Source organism: Actinacidiphila sp. bgisy160 (assembly GCF_965342435.1).
Classification (GTDB): domain Bacteria; phylum Actinomycetota; class Actinomycetes; order Streptomycetales; family Streptomycetaceae; genus Actinacidiphila.
Genome location: NZ_CBDRCM010000019.1, coordinates 49361 through 69206, shown reverse-complemented (window position 1 = coordinate 69206; position 19846 = coordinate 49361). Strand labels below are relative to the sequence as shown.

General features: G+C 72.5%; 12 protein-coding genes. 5 read left to right on the top strand and 7 right to left on the bottom strand.

What is annotated here, in order from left to right; genetic code table 11:
- The first annotated feature begins 18 nt into the window (after positions 1–18).
- From ACRWNP_RS17525 to ACRWNP_RS17510, 4 genes are all read left to right on the top strand, one after another.
- Complete coding sequence (locus tag ACRWNP_RS17525) at positions 19–669, top strand: TetR/AcrR family transcriptional regulator (protein ID WP_431962281.1); 651 nt, start codon at positions 19–21, stop codon at positions 667–669.
- 50 nt (positions 670–719) lie between these two features.
- Positions 720–1133 carry a hypothetical protein gene (locus ACRWNP_RS17520; RefSeq protein WP_431962279.1) on the top strand — a complete coding sequence of 138 codons (414 nt, stop codon included), beginning with the start codon at positions 720–722 and terminating at the stop codon, positions 1131–1133.
- Positions 1134–1248: 115 nt separating this feature from the next.
- Positions 1249–4983 carry a S8 family serine peptidase gene (locus ACRWNP_RS17515; RefSeq protein WP_431962277.1) on the top strand — a complete coding sequence of 1245 codons (3735 nt, stop codon included), beginning with the start codon at positions 1249–1251 and terminating at the stop codon, positions 4981–4983.
- Between the two features lie 197 nt (positions 4984–5180).
- Complete coding sequence (locus ACRWNP_RS17510) at positions 5181–5978, top strand: hypothetical protein (RefSeq protein ID WP_431962275.1); 798 nt, start codon at positions 5181–5183, stop codon at positions 5976–5978.
- Between the two features lie 86 nt (positions 5979–6064).
- Here the strand turns inward: ACRWNP_RS17510 and ACRWNP_RS17505 are convergent, their stop codons facing one another.
- Positions 6065–9061, bottom strand: coding sequence for a S8 family serine peptidase (locus tag ACRWNP_RS17505; protein ID WP_431962273.1), 2997 nt, complete (start codon positions 9059–9061; stop codon positions 6065–6067).
- A gap of 207 nt (positions 9062–9268) precedes the next feature.
- Between ACRWNP_RS17505 and ACRWNP_RS17500 the strand changes: the two genes are divergently transcribed.
- Positions 9269–10255 (top strand): LuxR C-terminal-related transcriptional regulator, encoded by a 987-nt coding sequence (locus tag ACRWNP_RS17500; RefSeq protein ID WP_431962271.1) that lies wholly within the window; start codon positions 9269–9271, stop codon positions 10253–10255.
- 407 nt (positions 10256–10662) lie between these two features.
- Here the strand turns inward: ACRWNP_RS17500 and ACRWNP_RS17495 are convergent, their stop codons facing one another.
- From ACRWNP_RS17495 to ACRWNP_RS17470, 6 genes are all read right to left on the bottom strand, one after another.
- Complete coding sequence (locus ACRWNP_RS17495; RefSeq protein WP_431962269.1) at positions 10663–12012, bottom strand: ABC transporter substrate-binding protein; 1350 nt, start codon at positions 12010–12012, stop codon at positions 10663–10665.
- Complete coding sequence (locus ACRWNP_RS17490) at positions 12009–13022, bottom strand: acetylxylan esterase (protein WP_431962267.1); 1014 nt, start codon at positions 13020–13022, stop codon at positions 12009–12011. The genes ACRWNP_RS17495 and ACRWNP_RS17490 overlap by 4 nt, the downstream gene beginning before the upstream one ends.
- Positions 13016–15439, bottom strand: a complete 2424-nt coding sequence (locus ACRWNP_RS17485) for a glycosyl hydrolase family 95 catalytic domain-containing protein (RefSeq protein WP_431962265.1) — start codon at positions 15437–15439, stop codon at positions 13016–13018. Before ACRWNP_RS17485 ends, ACRWNP_RS17490 begins: the two co-directional genes overlap by 7 nt.
- Before the next feature lie 28 nt (positions 15440–15467).
- Positions 15468–16394, bottom strand: coding sequence for a carbohydrate ABC transporter permease (locus ACRWNP_RS17480; protein ID WP_431962263.1), 927 nt, complete (start codon positions 16392–16394; stop codon positions 15468–15470).
- A gap of 12 nt (positions 16395–16406) precedes the next feature.
- Positions 16407–17450, bottom strand: a complete 1044-nt coding sequence (locus tag ACRWNP_RS17475) for a carbohydrate ABC transporter permease (protein ID WP_431962261.1) — start codon at positions 17448–17450, stop codon at positions 16407–16409.
- A gap of 68 nt (positions 17451–17518) precedes the next feature.
- Positions 17519–19615, bottom strand: a complete 2097-nt coding sequence (locus ACRWNP_RS17470) for a fibronectin type III domain-containing protein (protein WP_431962259.1) — start codon at positions 19613–19615, stop codon at positions 17519–17521.
- Positions 19616–19846: the final 231 nt, after the last annotated feature.

The window sequence follows — 19846 nt, the reverse complement described above, 5'->3', positions numbered from 1 at the left end:
CGCCGCTACGCTGTGTCCATGACCGAGCCGCCCAGCACCGCCCTCCCCGTGAGCGTCGCCTCCGCCGGCTGCGCGCACCTCACACTCACGGCGGCGAACGAACCCCCACCGCTGCGGGCCGACGCGGCGCGGAACCGCAAGCGCCTGCTGGAGGTGGCGGCCGAACTCGCCGCTGAACGCGGAGCCGCGAACGTGACCATGGACGCCGTCGCCGTCGCGGCCGGGGTCGGCAAGGGGACGGTCTTCCGGCGCTTCGGCGACCGCACGGGATTGATGCTCTCCCTGCTCGACCACATCGAGCAGCAGCTCCAGGCGGCCTTCCTCACCGGCCCGCCACCCCTCGGACCGGACGCCCCGCCCCTGGAGCGGCTGCGCGCCTTCGGCCCCGCCGTGATACGCCACGAGCACGCCCACCGCGACCTCTACATGGCCGCACGCCGCGAGGAGAGCCGCCGCTTCAACCCGTCCTTCCAGCTCCGACTCACACATCTGACGCTGTTGCTCCGGCAGGCGGGCGCGCCCGGAGACCTCGAACTGACCGGATACACCCTGCAGGCCTACCTCGACACCGCGCTCGCCCAATACCTGCTCACGGTCCGCGGTATGCCAGTCGAGCGGCTGGACGCCGGCTGGTGCGATCTGGTCGACCGCCTCGGCACACCGCGATAGCGGGCCGTGGGGCCGAGGGGACAGCGGGCTGCAGGGGCGAGGGGGAAGAGATGACACGGCACGTCGGCGACGTGGTGACCGGCACGCCGGGGACGCCCGGGAAGCGGCCGCTGTGGCCGCGCCCCCAGGTGTGGGCGAACCTCGCCATCGGGGTGCCGGCGGCGCTCCCCCTGTACTGCGCACGGTGGCTGCTCACGGTGTACCTGCCGATGGACTGCCGGAGCGTGGCGGACTCGTACGCGCCGGGCTTCTCCGGCGACTGCGACTACGGCACGCTCGACCACGCGGGCCCGGTCGTGTTCCTGCTGTTCCTGACCGGTGCCCTCGTCCTGGCCGTCGTGCTCGTCGTCGACGTGCTGCTGCCGCTCTCCCGGGGCCGGAGCGCCCGGCCGTGGCTCGTGGCGGCGGCGTTCGTCCCCGTGCCGTACGCGGCGCTGACGGCCGGGGTCCTCCTTCTGTCGTGATCCCGACAGCGGGCGTAAAGACGCCGTTGTCCGTCTCCCGTTTCCCCATCTGTTGAATCGTTTAACTCGCTAGCATGCGGCGGACATTGGATGGATCTAACGTGAAGGATCCCCTGTGAGACCGCTCTTCCCGGGCCGAACTGGCCTGCCGATCGTCGCGGGTGTCGCGGCAATGCTGATGGCGATCCCACCGGCGTCTGCCAGTGACCACGCCACCGCCTCCTCGTCGGAGGGCGTGGTCGTGACCGGCGGTGCCCACTCGGCCTCCACCTCGCGAACCGTCACCCTCATCACCGGCGACCGGGTCACCGTCACCCCGGGCGGCGACGGCCGCGCCTCCGTCACCGTGGAGGGCCCCCGCGGCCACCGCGCGGACGCCCGCATCACCACGCAGCACGGCGACACCTACGTCTACCCGTCCGCCGCCGAGCGGTACGTGGCGGCCGGACTGCTCGACACCGACCTCTTCAACGTCACGCGGCTGATCGCCGACGGTTACGACGACGCGCGGTCCAAGGGCCTGCCCGTCATCCTGACGTACTCCTCCGAGGCCCGGCGGAAGCTCGCGGCGCCGTCCCTTCCCGAAGGGGCCACCGGCGCACGGGCACTGACCAGCATCGACAGCACCGCCACCACCCAGGACCACGACCAGGCGCCGGAGTTCTGGGCCGACCTGACCGGCCGGGCCGCCCCGCAGGCGGCCGCGAACGCCAGGGCGGGCGGCCTGGCCCTGACCGGCGGCATACGCAAGGTGTGGCTCGACGGCAAGGTCGAGGCCGACCTCGCGGACAGCGTCGCGCAGATCGGCGCCCCCGAGGTGTGGAAGGGCGGCAACACCGGCCAGGACGTGGACGTCGCCGTCCTCGACACCGGCTACGACCCCGGGCACCCCGACCTCGGCGGTGTCGTCACCGACTCCCGCAGCTTCGTACCCGGCGAGGACGTCGACGACCACCACGGCCACGGCACCCATGTGGCGTCCACCATCGCCGGCAACGGCGCCGCGTCCGGCGGCAAGGAGAAGGGCGTCGCCCCCGGCGTGCGGCTGCACGTGGGCAAGGTCCTCAGCAACGCGGGCAGTGGATCCGACTCCTGGATCATCGCCGGCATGGAGTGGGCCGCCCGCGACGCCAAGGCACGCGTGATCAGCATGAGCCTCGGCAGCGACCAGCCCACCGACGGCACCGACCCGATGAGCCGGGCGGTCAACGAACTCAGTGCCGAGACGGGCGCGTTGTTCACCATCGCCGCAGGCAACTCCGGCCCGTACGAGGGCACCGTGGCCGCGCCCGGCGCCGCGGACGCCGCGCTGACCGTCGGCGCCGTCGACTCCTCCGACGCCATCGCCGACTTCTCCAGCCGCGGCCCCCGCTTCCGCGACGACGCGATGAAGCCGGAGATCACCGCCCCCGGCGTCGGCATCCTGGCGGCTCGCTCGCAGTGGGCGCCCTTCGGCAGCGGCTCGTACGCCACCCTCAGCGGCACCTCGATGGCCACCCCGCACGTCGCGGGCGTCGCCGCCCTGGTGGCGGCCGAGCACCCGGACTGGAACGGCGCCCGGATCAAGGACGCCCTGGTCTCCACCTCCGTCGCGACGCCGGACATCCCCGCGGACTCGGGCGGCAACGGACGCGTGGACGCGGTCGCCGCCACCAGCGGCACGCTCGTGGCCACCGCCAAGGCCGACGCCGGCATCCACCCCCCGGGCGGCGCGTCCGGCGGGACCGTGACCCGTACCGTGGAGTGGGCCAACTCCGCTGACACCGCCGTCACCGTGACGCCGCGGGTGGACGCGGCGGGGGCACCCGAGGGCCTGTTCACCGTGACGGACGATCAGGTGACCGTCCCCGCACACGGCACCGCCTCCACCACCGTGACCACCACGCTCGACCGGGCCCCGGCGGGATCCCGCTTCACCGGGCACGTCGAGGGCGTCGTCGACGGCAAGGCCGTCACCCGCACCCTGCTCGCGGTCAGCACCCGCGACGAGTACCACCACCTGCGCGTCCACGTCACCGACCGCGCCGGTGACCCGCTGGTCGGCCTGGTGATGTACCAGCGCAAGGGCGACGAGTACGCGCAGGCCCTGTACACCGACCTCGACGGCGTGCTGGACACCGTCGTCCCTCCGGGCACGTACACCGTCTGGACCTGGGGCGCCGTGCGCGGCGTCCACGGCGAGTCCTCCTACGGGCGGGCGCTGCTGGCCAGGACCGGCGTCGTGGTCGGGAACACCGACACCGACACGACCCTGGACGGCACGAAGTTGCGCAGGACCGAGGTCGTCACGCCGAAGACGTCCACGGACAGCGACATCCGCATGGACTTCACCCAGTCCTTCAAGGACGGCGCTCCGGCGATCACGGACACCGCGACCGTCGGCGACGGCTTCGACAGCGTGTGGGCGCTGCCCATGCCGAAGGCCTCCGGCGGCGACCTGGCGTACACGGTGCGCTGGCGCATGCAGCAGCCGCTGCTGGCGCTCTCCTCCGGCGACCAGGCCTTCGACGACCTGTGGCTGCAGCCCGGTTCCGGCCGCCCGGCCGAGGGAACCAGGACGCTGCCCGCGGTCTTCGCCGGCAAGGGCACCGCGGCCGAGTACGCGGCCGCCGACGCCGAGGACAAGGTGGCCGTGGTCCGCTACACGGGGAGCGACGACCAGGTCAGCGCCGCCAAAAAGGCGGGCGTCGCCCTGCTGGTCATGGTGAACGACCTGGACGGCCGGCTGCGCGAGCCGGTGCGCCGCACCGACCTGGTCATCGCGGGCATCTCCCGCACCGAGGGCGAGACCCTGATCGGCCGCATCCAGGACAGCAGTGACGGCTCGGTGCCGATGCGGGTCGTCGGCCACGCCGAGACCGACTACCTGTACGACCTGGTGCACACCTGGCACGGCACGATCCCACGGAGCCAGCGTTACGCGCCGGCCGAGCACCGGCTGGCCCGGGTCGACGTCGGGTTCCGCAACGAACCCGGCACCGAGGTGGACGAGTTCCGCTACGACATCCAGCCGTACCTCGGGGTGAAGGTCGGCGGCACGCGGCTGTCGACGGCCGGCGCCGAGCGCACCGACTGGGTCACCCCGGCGGGCGAGGCGACCTGGATGGAGGAGGCCGCCAACGGCATCCGCTCGATCCAGTTCTCCGGGCTGGTCGGCTATCCGGCGGGACGCACCACCGACGTCCAGTGGTTCGGTCCCGTCGAGCACCCGCGGATGAACGAGAGCCAGTGGCTGCCCCAGCGCAGCGGTGACGTCCTCGACGTGATCATCCCGGCCTGGGGCGACGGCGGCCGCGACCACGCGGGAGTGGTCGGCCCGGGCACCACCACCCAGGTGAACGAGCTCTACCGGGGCGACGAGCTGGTCACCCGCACCGAGGGCGGCTGGCTGGGCGGGGACGTCCCGGCGGCCTCGGGCCGGTACCGCCTGGTGACGTCCACCGAGCGGACGGAGGGGTACCCGTACTCCACGGCGACCCGCACCGAGTGGGGCTTCTCCTCCGCGACGGCCGGCACGGACGACCCGCGGGTGCTGCCGCTGCTGCAGCTCGACTACGGGATCCGCACCGACGCGGCCGGCGCCGCGCGACGCGACGCCGAACTCACGGTGAGTGCCTCCCCGTTGCCGGACACGTCGACCGGGCGGGTCCGCACCGACGCGGTGGAGGTCTCGTACGACGACGGCCGCACGTGGCACAGGCTCGCGCTGCGCGGCGCGGACGACGGCGGCGCCCGGGTCCGTCTGGACGCGCCGCGGCGGGCCGAGTTCCTGTCGCTGCGGGTGCGTGCCTCGGACAAGCGGGGCAACACGGTGACGCAGACGGTGATCCGGGCGACCGGCCTCGCCTGATCCGGGGCCCGCACACACCGCGGCCGGTCCCCCCGTACGGGGGCCGGCCGCGGTGCCGTTCCCCATACGCTCCCCTCGTCGCCTGCCTCGACCCGGCAGGCCGGACGGGTCGTCCGCTGCCGGAACCGGCCCTGGGCGGCCCTCGGCACGGCGTGATCGGATGAGCGAGCGGGGGTCACCCGCGGTGAGGAGACACAGTGGGTCCGGGGGAGCAGAAGAGGTCACCGGCGGGGATATGGCTACTGATCGCCGTGGCGGCGCTGGCCGTCGGGGTGGCGATGGTCTTCCAGACACGCGGGGCGCTGGAACGGGAGCGGGCGTTCCGCGCCGCGCCGCCGTGCGTCTCGGTACCCGTCAAGGCGTCGGAGTGCCGATGGGAGCAGCGGTTCACGGTGCGGTCGGTGGACACGCACAGCGGTGAACGGGCCCAATCGGCCGAGGCGGAACTGGTGTTGCCGTCCGGTAAGCCGTGGCATGTGACTTTCCGCCAGACCGGTCCCGTACTGTCGCAGTTGGAGCCGGACGACAAAATCGTGGGCCTGGTCTGGCGGGGGCGGGTCGTCGAGATACGGGACGCCGCGGGAACGTGGCAGGAGACCAGCGACGGGCCCCTGGAGTGGCCCGAGGACCGCCTCGGCGGCGCGCTCGCCGGCCTCTCGTTCGGTCTGGTGGGGCTCGTGGGGGCGCTGTGGTCGCTGTTCGCGTCGGGTTCCCGTCACGCGAGCGCGGCGCGCGCGGTGCGGTGGCACGGCGTGGCCATGGGCGTCGCGGCCATCGTGACGCTCTGGGTGCAGGCGGCCAACGACTGGCCGATGTGGTCGATCCCGGCGGTCTGGGGGCCGCTGGCGCTGCTCCTGCTGGTCTCGGCGGTGGCGTTCGCCGTGGCGGCGCTCCGCGGTGAACCCGGCGACGACGCCCCGGCCGGCGGGCGGCCGGCCCGCAAGCCTGAGGACCTGCCGGGCGGGGCCCCGGGGCCGGGGGCCGTACGTCCCTGACCCGGCCGCCCTCGAAGCGCCGCCCGGAACGGACCGGTGCCGGCCCCCTCGTCATGAGGGGGCCGGCACCGTGGCGCGGTGCCGCGTCAGCCGATGGTGACGAGGGTGCCCGCCGCGTTGGGGTAGCCGACGTAACCGGTGGCCGGACGGTCTGACGGGACGCCGCTCCACGAGGCGGTCAGCGTCAGCGGGACGCCGGGCTTCGTGGCGGGGTGCTGCGGCGTCACCGTGAACGTGCCCTGCGTGGGTGCGCTGTCCGGGCCGATCAGGTTGGCCTGGAAGGAGAACGGGAAGTCCGTCAGCTCCGGCTGGCTGCCCAGCGTCACGACGATGGCCAGGTACTTGCCGGCCTTCATGCTCGGCAGGCTCACGACGGGCCGCGTCTGGTCGAGGGCGAGGTCCCCGACGATGTACGGCGACTGGCCGTCGCCCGGATCGTACGCGAGCAGCAGGCTCAGCCGGGCCTCGGGGTTGTCGGGCGTCACGAAGAACTGCCCGGCCTGCGTTCCCTCCGGCACCGTGAACGTGAAGTCCTGCTCGGGCTTGTCCGGGGACACCGAGTTGTGGACCGGGGTGCCCGCGACCGGGCCGCGCGGGGTGACGGCGAGCGACGTGGTACCCGGCGTCACCTCGAAGGAGACGCTGCCGCTGCCGGCGGGGCCGGACACCCGGTCCGGGGCGATCAGGCTCCACGGTGTGAGGACGACCGGGCTGCGCACACCGGTGCGGCCGTGCCGCCAGGTGAGGTCACCGGTGACGGTCTCGCCGGACCGCCCGGTCGTCAGCTCGAAGGAGACGGTGAAGGTGGCCTTCTGGCCGGCCCTGCTGAAGTGCAGTACGGACGGGTGGACGGTGGTCTTCACCCCGGGCACCGAGAGCGAGGCCCGGTAGGTGCCGGGCGTCACGGCGGTGACGGTACGGGTCACGGTCTGCGAGCCGACCATCCGGCCGATGGCGATCGACGGGTAGTTGAGGTCGCTGGGGTCGACGGCCTTCACACCGCTGCCGGTGTCGACGCCGAGGCCCTCCAGGTAGGCCAGCCAGTCCTTCTCGGTCGAGTCGTAGACCAGACCCGGTTCGAACATGCCGGCCGGCCGCACCTCACCGGCTCCCTGGGCGAACAGGTCGGTGTTCCTGGCACCGGTCGCCGTCTTCGTGTCGGCGGCGGTCGTCATCATCGCGGACTTCACGGCCATCGGCGACCACCTGGGGTGCTCGGCCAGGTAGAGCGCGGCGAGACCGGCGATGTGCGGGGTCGCCATCGAGGTGCCGGTCATGAAGTCGTAGTCGTGGCCGAAGTTGGAGGCCGGTGCCACGGCCGCGAGGATGCCGACGCCCGGGGCGGCGATGTCGGGCTTGAGGAGGTCGCCGTGGTTCGTCGTCGACGGCCCACGCGAGGAGAACGGCGCGATCTGCGGGTACGGCTGGCCGGTCGTACCGCCCGGGAGCAGGCTCGCCTCCGCTCCGGAGGTGGCGGCGTACGCCCGGACGTCGGTGGCGCCGGGGGTGTTGAGGTGCACCGTGGGCACCGCGTGCAGGTCGCCGTCGGTGTCGAGGTCGCTGACGTTGACCAGGATCATGCCGACGCCGCCGGCGCGCTGGACCTCGTGGGACTTGTCGACGCGGGGGTTGACGCCCCGGTCGCAGACGACGATCGCGCCGACGACCTTCGCCGGGTCGAGGGTGCCGTCCTGGCACAGCGCGGCGTCGGTCGTGGAGGCGCCGGAGTTCTTCACCTTCTCTGCCAGTACGAGGGGCTTCGGGCCGAGCGGGGCGTCCACGGTGGTGCTTCCGCCGACGTAGGTGTCGCCGTTACCGAGGCGCGCGGTGGCCTCGTAGGGCGCCAGGGTGCTCGCGGCCACCGTGGTCGTCCACGGGGCGACGTTGTCGGCGGAGGAGACCTCGGGGCCGGAGTTGCCGGCCGCGGTGGCGACGAAGACGCCCGCGGCCGCGGCGGTGCGGAAGGCGGCCTGGACCGGGGAGTCCGGGGCGGTCTCGACGATCGACCCGGCGGAGTAGTTGATGACGTCGACGCCGTCGGCGACCGCCTGGTCGACGGCCGCGACGATGTCGGAGGTCATGCCGCCGCTGTCGCCCGCCGCCTTGCCGGTCCAGAACGCCTTGTAGACGGCGATCGCGGCGGCCGGCGCGACGCCGGATATCCCGCCGAACCGCCGCCCGTCGACGGTGACGTCGACGCCGCTGTTCCCGGCGGCGGTGGACGCGGTGTGCGTGCCGTGGCCCTCGCCGTCCCGCGCGGAGACGTAGTCCGCGCGGCGCTCCGGCGGCACACGGGCCAGCCAGGCGTCGCCGAACCAACGGGCGCTGACGAGCTTGCTGTTGCAGGCCCCGGCGGTGAACTCCTCGCCTGCCTGGCAGCTTCCGGTGAAGGTGCCGCCGTCCGCCTTACGCATGACAACCTTGTCACCCTGGCGGTAGGGACGGTACGGCTCCTTCGCGGTGGGCCGCGCCGTGCCCAGCGGGGTGGCCGCGAAGGAGTGGCTCTCCGGCCAGATGCCGGTGTCGATGTCGCCGATCACGACACCGCGGCCTGCCTTCTCGGTGCCGCCGAGGGCGGCCCACAGTCCGTGGCGTCCGGAGAGGCCGAGGAAGTCCTGGGAGTTCCGGTCGTCGGAGACCTTGTTGAGGGTGTCGGGCGTCACCGACAGCACCCCGGGGGCCTCCGAGAGCGCGGCCACCTGCGCGGCGGACAGGTCTGCGGTGAAGCCGTTGGTGACGACCGCGTACTGGCGCTTGATGCGCGCGCCCACCGAGGCGGCCATGGAGCGCTGTTCGCCGGTGAGGTGCGCGCGGTAGCGCACGGCGTCCGCGTCGGTCAGGTCGATTTTGGCGCCCGGCGCGGGGGCTGTGCCGGGTATGCCGTCGACTCCGCCCCGGTAGGCGGCGATCGGCCGGTCGGCGAGGGTGACGATGTAGCGGCCCGCGGCGAGGTGGCCCGCCACGGGGACGGGCGTCGGGCCCGCGGCGGGAGCCGCCTGGGCGGGAACCGCGGCCGGCAGGGCCAGCGCGACTGCGGTGACCGCCACCAGGGCGGCCGGTCTGATGCGTGACTTCGAGGTCACGTTCGGTCCTCCAAAGGGAAGAGGCCAGGGACATCACAGCGCGCCCGGGCGCGGCGGGGCGAGCGGGGAAGGACGCCGAACTGCCGCTCCCGGGTACGGGTGTTCGCAACGATTCAGAAGTGAACGGCCCCCGACGGGTCGATGTCCAGATAATCTTGTGGCGTCTTCGGACAGCTGGCGGACCACGCCACCACGAGGAGCGCGTACGTGCTGCAGGCCCTGGGTATCAGCGAGTTCGACGAAGAGGTGTACCGCGCCTTCCTCACCCGGGCGGACCTCGGCCCGCTGGAGTACGCCAGGACCGCGGGGGTCTCCCCGGGCCGTGTCCGCCGCGCCGTGGCCCGGCTCGCCGGGCAGGGCCTGCTGCGCCGCGACGGCAGCGGCGGCTACCGGCCCGTCGGGCCGGATACGGCGCTCACCGCCCTGCTCGACCAGCGGCGGCTGGAGGCCGAGGCGGCGTTCGCCGGGGTGCGGTCGGTCGTCGACGACCTCGCCGAGGAGTACCGGGCGGGACGGCTGCGCACCGATCCGGGCAGCCTGGTGGAGGTGCTGTCGGGACGCGACGTCGTCGCGCCGCGGATCGACGAGCTCAACCGCTCGGCCGGTACGCACATCTGGATCCTCGACAAACCGCCCTACCACGACCGCGCCGACGGACTCCCCCACACCAACGAGGCCGAGAAGGCGTCGACCGCCGCCTGGGCGCGCCGCGGTGTCGACATCCGCTCGATCTACTGCCCGGAGTCCATGGAGCGGCCCGGCCGTTTCGAGACGGTGCTGGAGATGGCCGCGCTCGGCGAACAGGCCCGGATGCTGCCCAGCCTCCCCTTCAAGCTGCACATCATCGACCGCCGCGTGGCCCTCGTCCCGCTGGTCGGCGGGGGCTACGACAGTCTCGCCGTCGTGCACCCCTCGGGCCTGCTGGACGCCCTCATCGAGCTGTACGAGGCGTACTGGGCCCGGGCCGAGCCGATCGGCGTGCCGCCCCGCGCGGCGGGCGACGGGGGTCCCACGCACGAGGAGGTCGCCCTGCTGACGATGCTCCGCGCCGGGCTCAAGGACCAGGCGATCGCCCGTCAGCTGGGACTCAGCACACGGACCGCGACACGCCGCATCGCCGCGCTCATGGCACGGCTCGACGCGACGACGCGTTTCCAGGCCGGGGTGGAGGCCGGCGCACGTGGCTGGATCTGATCACTCCTGACGGCACATCGCACCGGGGCCGGTCACAAGCGGCCAGGCCCACGCGGAGCCCGGCGTACGGGAGTGAGTCCCCCGGGCGGTCCGTGGCTAGGGCGCCGGGTCTGGGCTGCCTTGGTCAATCTGGTCACGTCGAGGGAGTTGTTGAGGACCGCAGGCTCCGCGGTCAGGCTGGGGGCGGCCTGGTCGTCCACGGACAGCGGGCCGGGGCAGGCTCCCCAGTGGAGGATCCTGGGCACCGGCTCGGTGAGTTCTACGACGCATGCGGTGCCGGCGCACGCGGCGCGACGATCCGCGCGGTGCTGTCTGCGATGGGGGGAGTCCTTTCGGTGTGCCCCGCCGCCGGACGGCCCCGGGTGGGGACACGTGCGGCGGCGGGGGTTCGGTTCGCTGCCGGTGGCTCAGTTCTTCGCGAGGAGGGTCCTGCTCCGGTTCTGCATGTCCGCGAAGACGGAGTCGTCCTTCTGCCCGGCGAAGTAGGCCTCGAAGAGCGGGTTCAGCGCGTCCTGCACGGCGGCGCCGTTGCCGTAGACCGGGGAGGGGTACAGGACCTCGTCCTTCAGCATGCTGGTGAACACCGACAGGTCGACCCCGTCGGCGGCCAGGGCCTTCGTCGCGGCGTCCATGGAGGCCGGGATGGACGGGAAGAACGAGCCGGTGCGCGAGGCCTTGGACTGGCAGTCCTCGGAGCCCATGTAGGAGACCCACTTCCAGGTCAGCTCGGGGTTCTTGGTGCCCGCCCAGATGTTGTTGCCGTTGGAGTTGCTCATCACGGCGCGGGTCTTGCCGTCGGGGCCGTACGGGGGCGCGGCGATGCCGGTCCTGACGCCGGGGACCTTGGCGAAGGTGGAGGCGGACCAGGAACCGCCGATCTCCATGGCCACCTTGTGGGAGGAGAGCAGGTCGACGTCGCTGACGCTGGAGGTGAACTCGCCGATCTTCGGCGCGTAGCCCCTCTCCGTCAGGGAGCGCGCCCACTTGAGCGTCTTCACCAGCCGCGGGTCGCCGTAGTCGAAGACGGTCGGCCAGCTCTCCTTGTCGCCGAGCCGCCACCCGGTGCTGGAGGCGAACGGGCTCCAGGAGGTCTGGCCGATGAAGTCCTTCGCCGCGATCTGGCCGAAGCCGAAGGTCTTGACGTGGGCCTTGTCGAAGCCGCGCTCGTCGCCGCGGCGTCCCTTCTCGTCGACGGTGAGATGGGCGATCATCTTGCCGAACTCGCCGCCGTCGTCGGGGTTCCACGTCACGGAGTCGATGTCGCTCTTGCTGTAGCCGGCCTTGGTCAGGGCGTCCTGGTCGTAGTAGAGGCCGGCCGCGGCCCAGTCCAGCGGCAGCGCGTACTGCTTGCCGTCGGTGAACTTCCAGGCGTTCACGCCGACGGAGAAGCGGGACAGGTCGAACTTGTCCTTGGCGATGAAGTCGTCCATCGGCAGCAGCTGGTGCTGGCTCGCGTATGCCTGGAAGAACTGGACGCTGTTCTGGAAGGCGTCGGGGGCGTTGCCCGCGACGAAGCCGGCGGTCAGCTTGGTGAAGTAGTCGTCGACGTTGTACTGCGAGATCTTGACGGTCGTGCCGGGGTTGGCCTTCTCGAAGTCCGTGGCGCAGGTCTTGTAGGCGGCGGCCTGCTTGTCGTCCCAGGTCCACCAGTTGACGGTCTTCGAACCGCCCGCGGAGTCCGAGCCGGAGGAGCAGGCGGACAGCAGCGCGGCGAGGGTGAGCGTGGCCCCGAGCGCGACGACTCTGCGAATTCTCATGGTTCCTTCTTTCGGGACGGTTCCAGGTGAGGGTGGTGGGACGACGTCTTGAGGAGCGCGCGGAAGGCACTCAGGGTGATGACCAGGTCCTCGGGGCCGCCGGCGTCGTGGCCGTTGAACTCCCACAGCCGCATCTGCTTCGGCCCGCCGTAGCGGTGGTAGGCAGCGAGGGTGGTGGCCGGCGGGCAGACCTCGTCGCGCAGTCCGGCGGAGAACCAGGCGGGCGCGGTGGCGCGGCGCGCGAAGGCGAGGCCGTCGAAGTAGCCGAGGGTCCGGAAGGTCTGCTCGACCCGGTCCCGGCGGGCGGCGAGGTAGCCGATGAGCTCCGCGTACGGCTGCTCGCCGGTGAGCCGGGTGGCCTGCCGGATGTCGCACAGGAAGGGCGCCTGGAAGTGCGCCGCGCGCAGTCCGGGGACGAGCCCCGAGACGGCCAGGGCGATGCCACCGCCCTGGCTCGGGCCGGTCACCGCGACGCGGTCGGGGTCGGCGTGCGGCGAGGTGCGCAGGGCCTCGACGGCGCGGACGGCGTCGGTGAAGACACGGCGGTAGACGTAGGTGTCCTTGTCCTCGATGCCGCGGGTGAGGAAACCGGGGTGCGAAGGGCCGCTGCCGACCGGGTCGCCGGTGGCGCCGCCGCCCGCCCAGGCACCGCCCTGACCGCGGGTGTCCACCAGCAGGTGGGCGTAGCCGGCGGAGGCCCACAGCAGGTCCTCGACGGGGGCGCCGCGTCCGCTGCCGTAGCCGTGGAACTGCACGACGGCGGGCAGGGGGCCGCTGCGGTGGCGCGGCAGCCGCAGCCAGCCGTGGACCGGGTGGCCGCCGAAGCCGGGGAAGACGGCGTCGTGGACGTCCACGGTCTCCAGGTCGGTGTCGACCGGGGTGAGTTCGAGCCGTGCCTCGTGGACGCGGGCGGCGTCGAGGGTGTCCTTCCAGAAGGCGTCGAAGTCGGCGGGCTCGCGGTAGCCGCTGCGGTAGGCCCACAGTTCGGGGACGTCGTCCTCGGTCAGCACGGCCGGGCCTCCTCCCGCGTGGTGAGGTCGGCACCGAGGGTCACGGCGGTGCCGGCGGCGACACGTACCCGGGCGGTGCGGTCGCCGTGGCGGACCGTCACCGGCTCGGTGTCGTCCCCGGCGAGCCGGCGCAGTGTCAGGGAGGTGAGGGCTCCGTCGTGCCAGGTGAAGTCGGCCGCCAGGCCGCCGCGGCAGCGCAGGCCGGTGGCCTCGCCCTCACGCCACTGCGCGGGGAGCGCGGGCAGCAGGTGGACGGTACCGTCGTGGCTCTGCAGCACCATCTCGGTGACCGCGGCCATGAGGCCGTAGTTGCCGTCGATCTGGAACGGCGGGTGGCTGGAGAACAGGTTGGGGAGCAGACCGCCCCACCGCGAACCGTCGACGGGCGCGTCGGTGTCCGGGTCGCCGGTGAGCGGCCGGCTCGCCTCCAGGAGGAGCGAGCGGGCCGTCGCGGCGTCGCGCAGCCGGGCGCGCAGGGCGGTCTTCCAGGCCCAGGACCAGCCCATCGCACCGGGACCGCGCCGGTCCAGCAGGGCCGCGGCGGCGGCCGCGAGCTCCGGGGTGCGGTCCGGGCCGACCTGGCCGAGTGGGTGGACGGTGACCAGCTGGGAGAGGTGGCGGTGGTGGGGGTCCTGTTCTGGGAGGTCGTCGGCCCACTCCTGGAGCCAGCCGCCCGCGGCGATCCGGAGCGGGTGCAGGCGCGGCAGCGCGGCGGTGATGCGGCTGCCCAGCGGGGTGTCGATGCCGAGGAGCGCGGCCGTGCGCTGGGTGCGTTCGAGGACGGCCCGGGTGAGCGCCATGTCCATCGCGGAGGATCGGGTCAGCGAGGCCATGGAGCCGTCGGGGGTGAGGTAGTGGTTCTCCGGCGACGTGGAGGGGAGGGTGCCCAGCCGCCCGGTGCCGTCGTCCACCAGCCAGTCGAGCAGGAACTCGGCGCAGCCGCTGAGCAGCGGCCAGGCGCGTTCGCGCAGGAAGGCGGTGTCCTGGGTGAACTCCCAGTGGTCCCACAGGTGCTGGGCGAGCCAGGCACCGCCCATCTGCCAGATGGCCCAGGACGCGGCGCCGTGGCCCATGCCGACGGGCAGCGCCCAGCCCCACATGTCGGTGTTGTGGTGGGCGACCCAGCCGCGTGCGCCGTACAGCTGCTCGGCGACGTCCCCGCCGTGCGCGGCGACGCGGTCCAGGAGGTCGAACAGCGGCTCGTGGCAGGGGCCGAGGCCGGCGGCCTCCGCGCCCCAGTAGTTCATCTGGGTGTTGACGTTGATCGTGTAGTTGGACGACCAGGCGGGGCGCGGGTCGGCGTTCCAGATGCCCTGGAGGTTGGCGGGCGGGCCGGCGTGCGGGCGGGAGGCGGCGGCCAGGAGGTAGCGGCCGAGCTGGAACAGCACCGTGGCGGTGAGGAGTTCGTCCTCGCCGGAGAGGAGGTCGCGGGCCACGTCGTGGGTGCCCGTGCGGCGCGCTCCGATGCGCAGCGAGGTGCCACCCAGGAGTGCGCGCAGGTCGGTCTCGTGTGCCGTGAGCAGGTCCTCGGTGCCGCGTTCGGCCGCCCGGGCGGCGCTGTCCGCGGCGGCGGCGAGGTGCGCTGCGCGGCCGGCCGGGGTGTCGAGGCCGCGCCAGTGGCGCAGCGCCTCGGTGGAGCTCGCCACCACCGCGAGGAGCCGGGTGGCGCCGGTGACGCGGAGGGCTCCGCCCTCGGCGGTGACCTCTCCGTCGGTGGCCACGCGCAGGGCGAGCGCACCGAAGGGGTCGTAGCCGTCGACGGGGCCGTCCGCGTACCGCAACGGCTCGGGGACGTCCGGTTCGTGGGCGGGTGCCCCGTCGACGGGGATCTCCACGCCGAGGCGGACCCCCTCGGGGCCGACGGCGCGGTGCGCCTCCCGCAGGGGGGTGGTGAGCTCCAGCAGCAGGTCCACGATGCCGTCCCGCGCGGCCAGGTCGGTGCACAGGGTCCCGGTGGTGGCGTCGGCCCAGGTCCGGCGGCTGACCGAGGTCCCGGAGGGCAGGCGGAAGGCGTCCGCGGCGATCCCGCTGTCGAGGTTGAGGGTGCGGCCCCGGTAGGTGGCGTCCTGGCCGCCGCGCACGGTCAGCCACAGGTCGGCGTAGGGCAGGTACTCCTGGCTGTACGGGCCCTCGAAGGCCATCAGGAGTTCCTCGGCACGGTGCGGTTCGCCGGCGCGGAGCGTTTCGCGGACCTCCGCGAGGCGCTCCGGGCCGGCGCCGGCGGCGACGGCGTCGGCGAGCGCCTTCGCGGGACCGCCGGGGGTTCCCGACCACACAGTGGAGTCGTTGATCTGGATCCGGGAGCGGTGGGTACCGCCGAAGACCATCGCGCCGAGCCGGCCGTTGCCGACCGGTGCCGCCTCGTTCCAGTCGGCCGCGGGCGCGGGCCAGCCGAGCAGCAGGTCAGTGGAGTTCATGGGGTGCCGTCCTGGTGTGCGGGCGCGGTCACTTGAGCCCGGAGAAGCCGATGGAGTTGACGATCCGCTTGCCGAAGGCGAGGAACAGCAGCAGCATCGGCAGCGCCGCGATGAGGGCCGCGGCCATCAGTCCGGCCCAGTCGGGGGCGGCCTGCGGTGAGGACTGCTTGAACACGCCGAGCGCGAGCGTCAGCGGCTGCACCGCGGGGTCGTTGGTGACCAGCAGCGGCCACATGTAGTCGTTCCAGGCGTTGACGAACATCAGCAGCGACACGGTGGCGATCGGCGCCGCCGACATCGGCAGGATGACGCGGTAGAAGATCCTCAGTGGTCCCGCGCCGTCGATGATCGCGGCCTCCTCGATCTCGCTGCTCAGGCCGAGCATGAACTGCCGCAGGAAGAACACCGTGAACGCCTGGAAGAGCCCGCCGGGCAGGATGAGACCGGCGAAGGTGTTGGTGAGGCCGAGGTCCTTGACGGACACGAAGTTCGGCAGCAGCGTGAAGACGCCCGGAACCATCAGCGCGCTGATGAGGATGCCGAACACCAGGTTGCGACCACGCCAGTGCAGTCGTGAGAAGGCGTAGGCCGCGCAGGCGGAGAACAGCACGATGAGCACGGTCTGCACCGACGCGTAGATCACCGAGTTGCGCAGGTACAGCGCGATGTCGAGGGACGCGCCCGAGCCGCCCTGTGCCTGGGCCTCGGCGATCGAGGCCAGGCCCAGCGCCCGCTTGAAGGCGCCGAAGGTGAAGCCGACGGGCAGTGGGGACGAGGGGTCGGTGGCCAGCCGGTAGTTGTTGGACAGCGCGGTGCGCACGATCCAGTAGAAGGGGAAGAGCGTTACCAGTGAGACGAGGCCGAGGTAGGCCCAGGCCGCGATCCGGCCGGGGGTCGCCTTGCGGGCGCGGGGGCGCCGCACGCTCGGCGTACGGGATGCGAGGGGGAGCGTCATCGGGGGCCTCCTTCAGTTCAGGTCGGATTCGTCGGCCCGCGCGAGCCGGAGCTGGGTGAAGGTGACCGTGATGAGCAAGGCGAACAGGGCCAGCGACATGGTCGCCGCGTAGCCGAAGTCGAACTGGCGGAAGGCCTTGTCGTAGATGTACATCTGCAGCACGTTCGAGGCGTTGGCGGGTCCGCCCCGGGTGGTGACGGCGACGATGTCGAAGACCTGGAAGGCGTTGATCACCGTCAGGACGACCACCATCACGAGGATCGGCCGCAGCAGCGGCACGGTGAGGCGGCGGAACATCTGGAACTCGCTCGCGCCGTCCACCCGGCCGGCCTCGTAGATGGTGGACGGGATGGTCTGCAGCCCGGCGAAGATCAGCAGGGAGTAGTAGCCCATCCACTTCCACACGCTGATCGCGGCGAGCGAGGGGATGGCCCAGGGGCCGCTGCCGAGGAAGAGCACCGGGTGGCCGATGACGTGGTCGAGCACGATGTTGACGACGCCGAGGTGCGGGTCGAGCATCCACTGCCACACCAGCGCGGCGATCACGTTGGAGATCAGGAACGGCAGCAGCATCACGCCGCGCAACAGCGAGGAGCCGGTGACGCGGTGCAGCACCACCGCGGTCACCAGGGAGATCAGCGTGCCGAAGACGACGGACAGGACCACGAACCAGAGGGTGACCAGGAGGGAGTGCCAGAAGACCCCGTCGCCGAGCATCTCGTGGAAGTTGGCCAGTCCCACCCAGCGCGGCGGGGTGAGGACGTGGAACTCGGTGAAGCCCAGGTAGATGCCGCGCAGGGTCGGGTAGGCGTAGAAGATCGCGAACCCGACCACGGCGGGCAGGATCAGCAGCAGCGCGACCGGCAGGTCCCGCCGCCGGGCCGCCGCGGACCGGGTCGCGGTCACGCGCCGGGGCCGACGGCCGCCGGTGTCCTTGCGGACGTTCAGGGGTCCGCGGGACTGCGGGAGGGAAGAGGCCGTGGTGGCCCCCGTACCGGCTGCGCCGGACGGTGGTGCCACCGGCGTCGTGTGGTTGCCCTGCGATGTGACCACCACGGCACTCTCCTTCACATGTGTCGGGTCGAGCGGGGGGGGACGGTGTCCCGACGCCGGGCCGGCGTCGGTCAGACGGTGATCTTGTCGATGTCGGACACGTAGTCGGACGGGTTGCCGAAGGCGATCGTGTTGGCCCCGGCCTTCAGGTGGACGGGCACGGTGACCGACCGCGGACGGCCCCAGTCGTTGTCGTTGCCGCCGTGCAGCGGAAGCTGGAAGGAGGCGCCGTTGACGGTGACCACGGCCGTGCGGCCCGAGGAGCCGTCGGTGAAGTCCAGCTTCATCAGGTAGGTGCCGTCCTTCGGCGCCGTCACGTCGTTGATCGTCACGGAGGCGTCACCGCCCAGGTTGCCGACCTTCTTGCCGCCGGAGCAGCGGGAGCAGTCGCTCACGCTGGCGTTGCCGGTGCGGGGGTTGCCGGACGCCTCGGCCTCGTAGGCGGTGGGCCCGTCGGCGGCGGGGGTGGTGAGGGAGACGGCCTTGCTCGGTGCGGACGTGACGCCGCGGGCGTCGTGGGCGGCCACGGTGAACGCGTAGCCGGTGGCGGCGTGCAGCCCGGTGACGGTGGCGGCGGTGCCGCCGACCGTGGCGACCTTCGCGCCGTCGGCGTACACGTCGTAGCCGGTGGTGGCGGTGCCGGTGTTGACCGGCTGCCAGGCGAGCGAGACGCTGCCGGCCGTGGAGGCGGTGGCGTGCACGCCGAGCGGGACACCGGGCTCTCCGGTCACCTTCGCCGGGGTGACGCGCAGCAGCCGGGAGCCGTGCGGGGGCAGGTTGTCGGTGAAGCCGTCGCCGAACGTGCCGAGGTTCTTGCGGCTCCACAGGTCACGGACGGCGGGCCTGCCGCTGATGCCCAGCTCGCTCCAGTCCGCGGTCACGTCGGAGTAGCCCTTGCCGAGGTTGAACAGGGCCACCGTGTAGCTGCCGTCGGCGTTGCGGGCGTACCAGACCTGCTGCGGGGTGTCCTGGCTGAGCGGCCTGGCCGGGTTGCCGGACTGGTCGACGGCGATGACCTCGTCGTTGGTGAGCAGCGACAGACCGTACGGGTCGAGGTGGGTGAGGTCGTCGCCGATGTAGAGCGGGGCGCTCTCGATGGCCCAGAGCGTCATGTGGCTCTGCCGCTCCACCTCGTTGAGGCCGTCGAGCGGGCCGGCACCGACGTCGAGGGAGTCGAGGTTGTTCCAGTGCCCCGGCCCGGCCTCGTCGATCCACGGGACGACGTCGTTCCACCGCTGCTTGACCGAGTTGTTCCAGGTCACCAGAGTGTCGCAGTAGCACTCGACGTCGGTGTCGATGCGCCAGCCGTTGGAGTTCTCCTTCCAGACGTCTGCCTTGTCGTGGCTGAGCGACCAGGACAGGATGAACTGGATGGGGCGGCCGGTGCGCTCCAGCGCGGCGTGCCAGGCCCGGATGTCGGGGACGTTGTCGTGCGCCGCGTCGCCCTGGTTGGAGCCGGGTCCGACGCCGTCGATCTTCAGGAAGTCCACACCCCAAGAAGCCAGTTGGTCGGCCACGGACTGGATGTACTTCTCGGTGCACGGGCTGGCGAAGTTCAGCTGGTAGGAGACGTTGTCCCAGCCGCTGGTCTTGCGCAGGTCGGGGTAGACGATGTCCTTGGTCGTGCACCCCGGGGCGTCATGGATCGGCGTCCTGCCGTCGTTGTACGTGTCGATGTACAGGCCGACCGCCAGGTAGAGGCCGAACTTCAGACCCCTGGCGTGCAGTTGGTCGCCGAGGTATTTCATGCCGTGCGGGAACTTCACCGGGTCGGAGACGGGGCGGCCGTACTCATCGGAGAGGCTCTTGTTCGTCTCGCTGCCGACGTTCCAGCCGGCGTCGACGTTGACGTACTCGTAGCCGTGCCGCTTCAGCTTCGAGGCCAGGATGTCGGCCTGCCGCAGCACATGGGACTCGGTGAGCCAGGAACCGCCGTAGCCGGGGAAGTTGGTGGACTCCAGGCTCCAGCTGCTCCACCCCATGTAGGGCTTGGCGGCCACCGCGGGGGTGGCCTCGGAGCCGGGGGTGCCGGCCGGGGACGCCTCGGACGCGGGTGCCCCGGGCGCGGCGGGCGACGCGGCGGCGGGTACGGCCAGGGCCGTGGCGAGCGCGGTGGCGACGAGCGCGGGCACGGCGGCCCCGCGCAGGCCGCCACGCCTGCCTGTCACGGGCCATCTGAGACGTGCGAGTAGAGCTGAACGAGCCATGGGGCACTCCATCCCGGCGCGACGGCGTCCGCTTCGAGTGGGCAGGGGTACGGGAGGCAGGGGACGTCCCTCGGTGGCGGTCGTCCCGGAACACCACCGAGGGCGGGCTTACCGCGACCGGGGGAGGCTCCGGTCGCGCTCCTCGGCGGGGGCGGTTCGTCCGCCCCCGCCGAGGAGTGCGGCGAATGTAGC

Coding starts and splice junctions, on each gene's coding strand:
- ACRWNP_RS17525 (WP_431962281.1), top strand. CDS start 19: ATGACCGAGCCGCCCAGCACCGCCCTCCCCGTGAGCGTCGCCTCCGCC.
- ACRWNP_RS17520 (WP_431962279.1), top strand. CDS start 720: ATGACACGGCACGTCGGCGACGTGGTGACCGGCACGCCGGGGACGCCC.
- ACRWNP_RS17495 (WP_431962269.1), bottom strand. CDS start 12,012: ATGAGAATTCGCAGAGTCGTCGCGCTCGGGGCCACGCTCACCCTCGCC.
- ACRWNP_RS17485 (WP_431962265.1), bottom strand. CDS start 15,439: ATGAACTCCACTGACCTGCTGCTCGGCTGGCCCGCGCCCGCGGCCGAC.
- ACRWNP_RS17480 (WP_431962263.1), bottom strand. CDS start 16,394: ATGACGCTCCCCCTCGCATCCCGTACGCCGAGCGTGCGGCGCCCCCGC.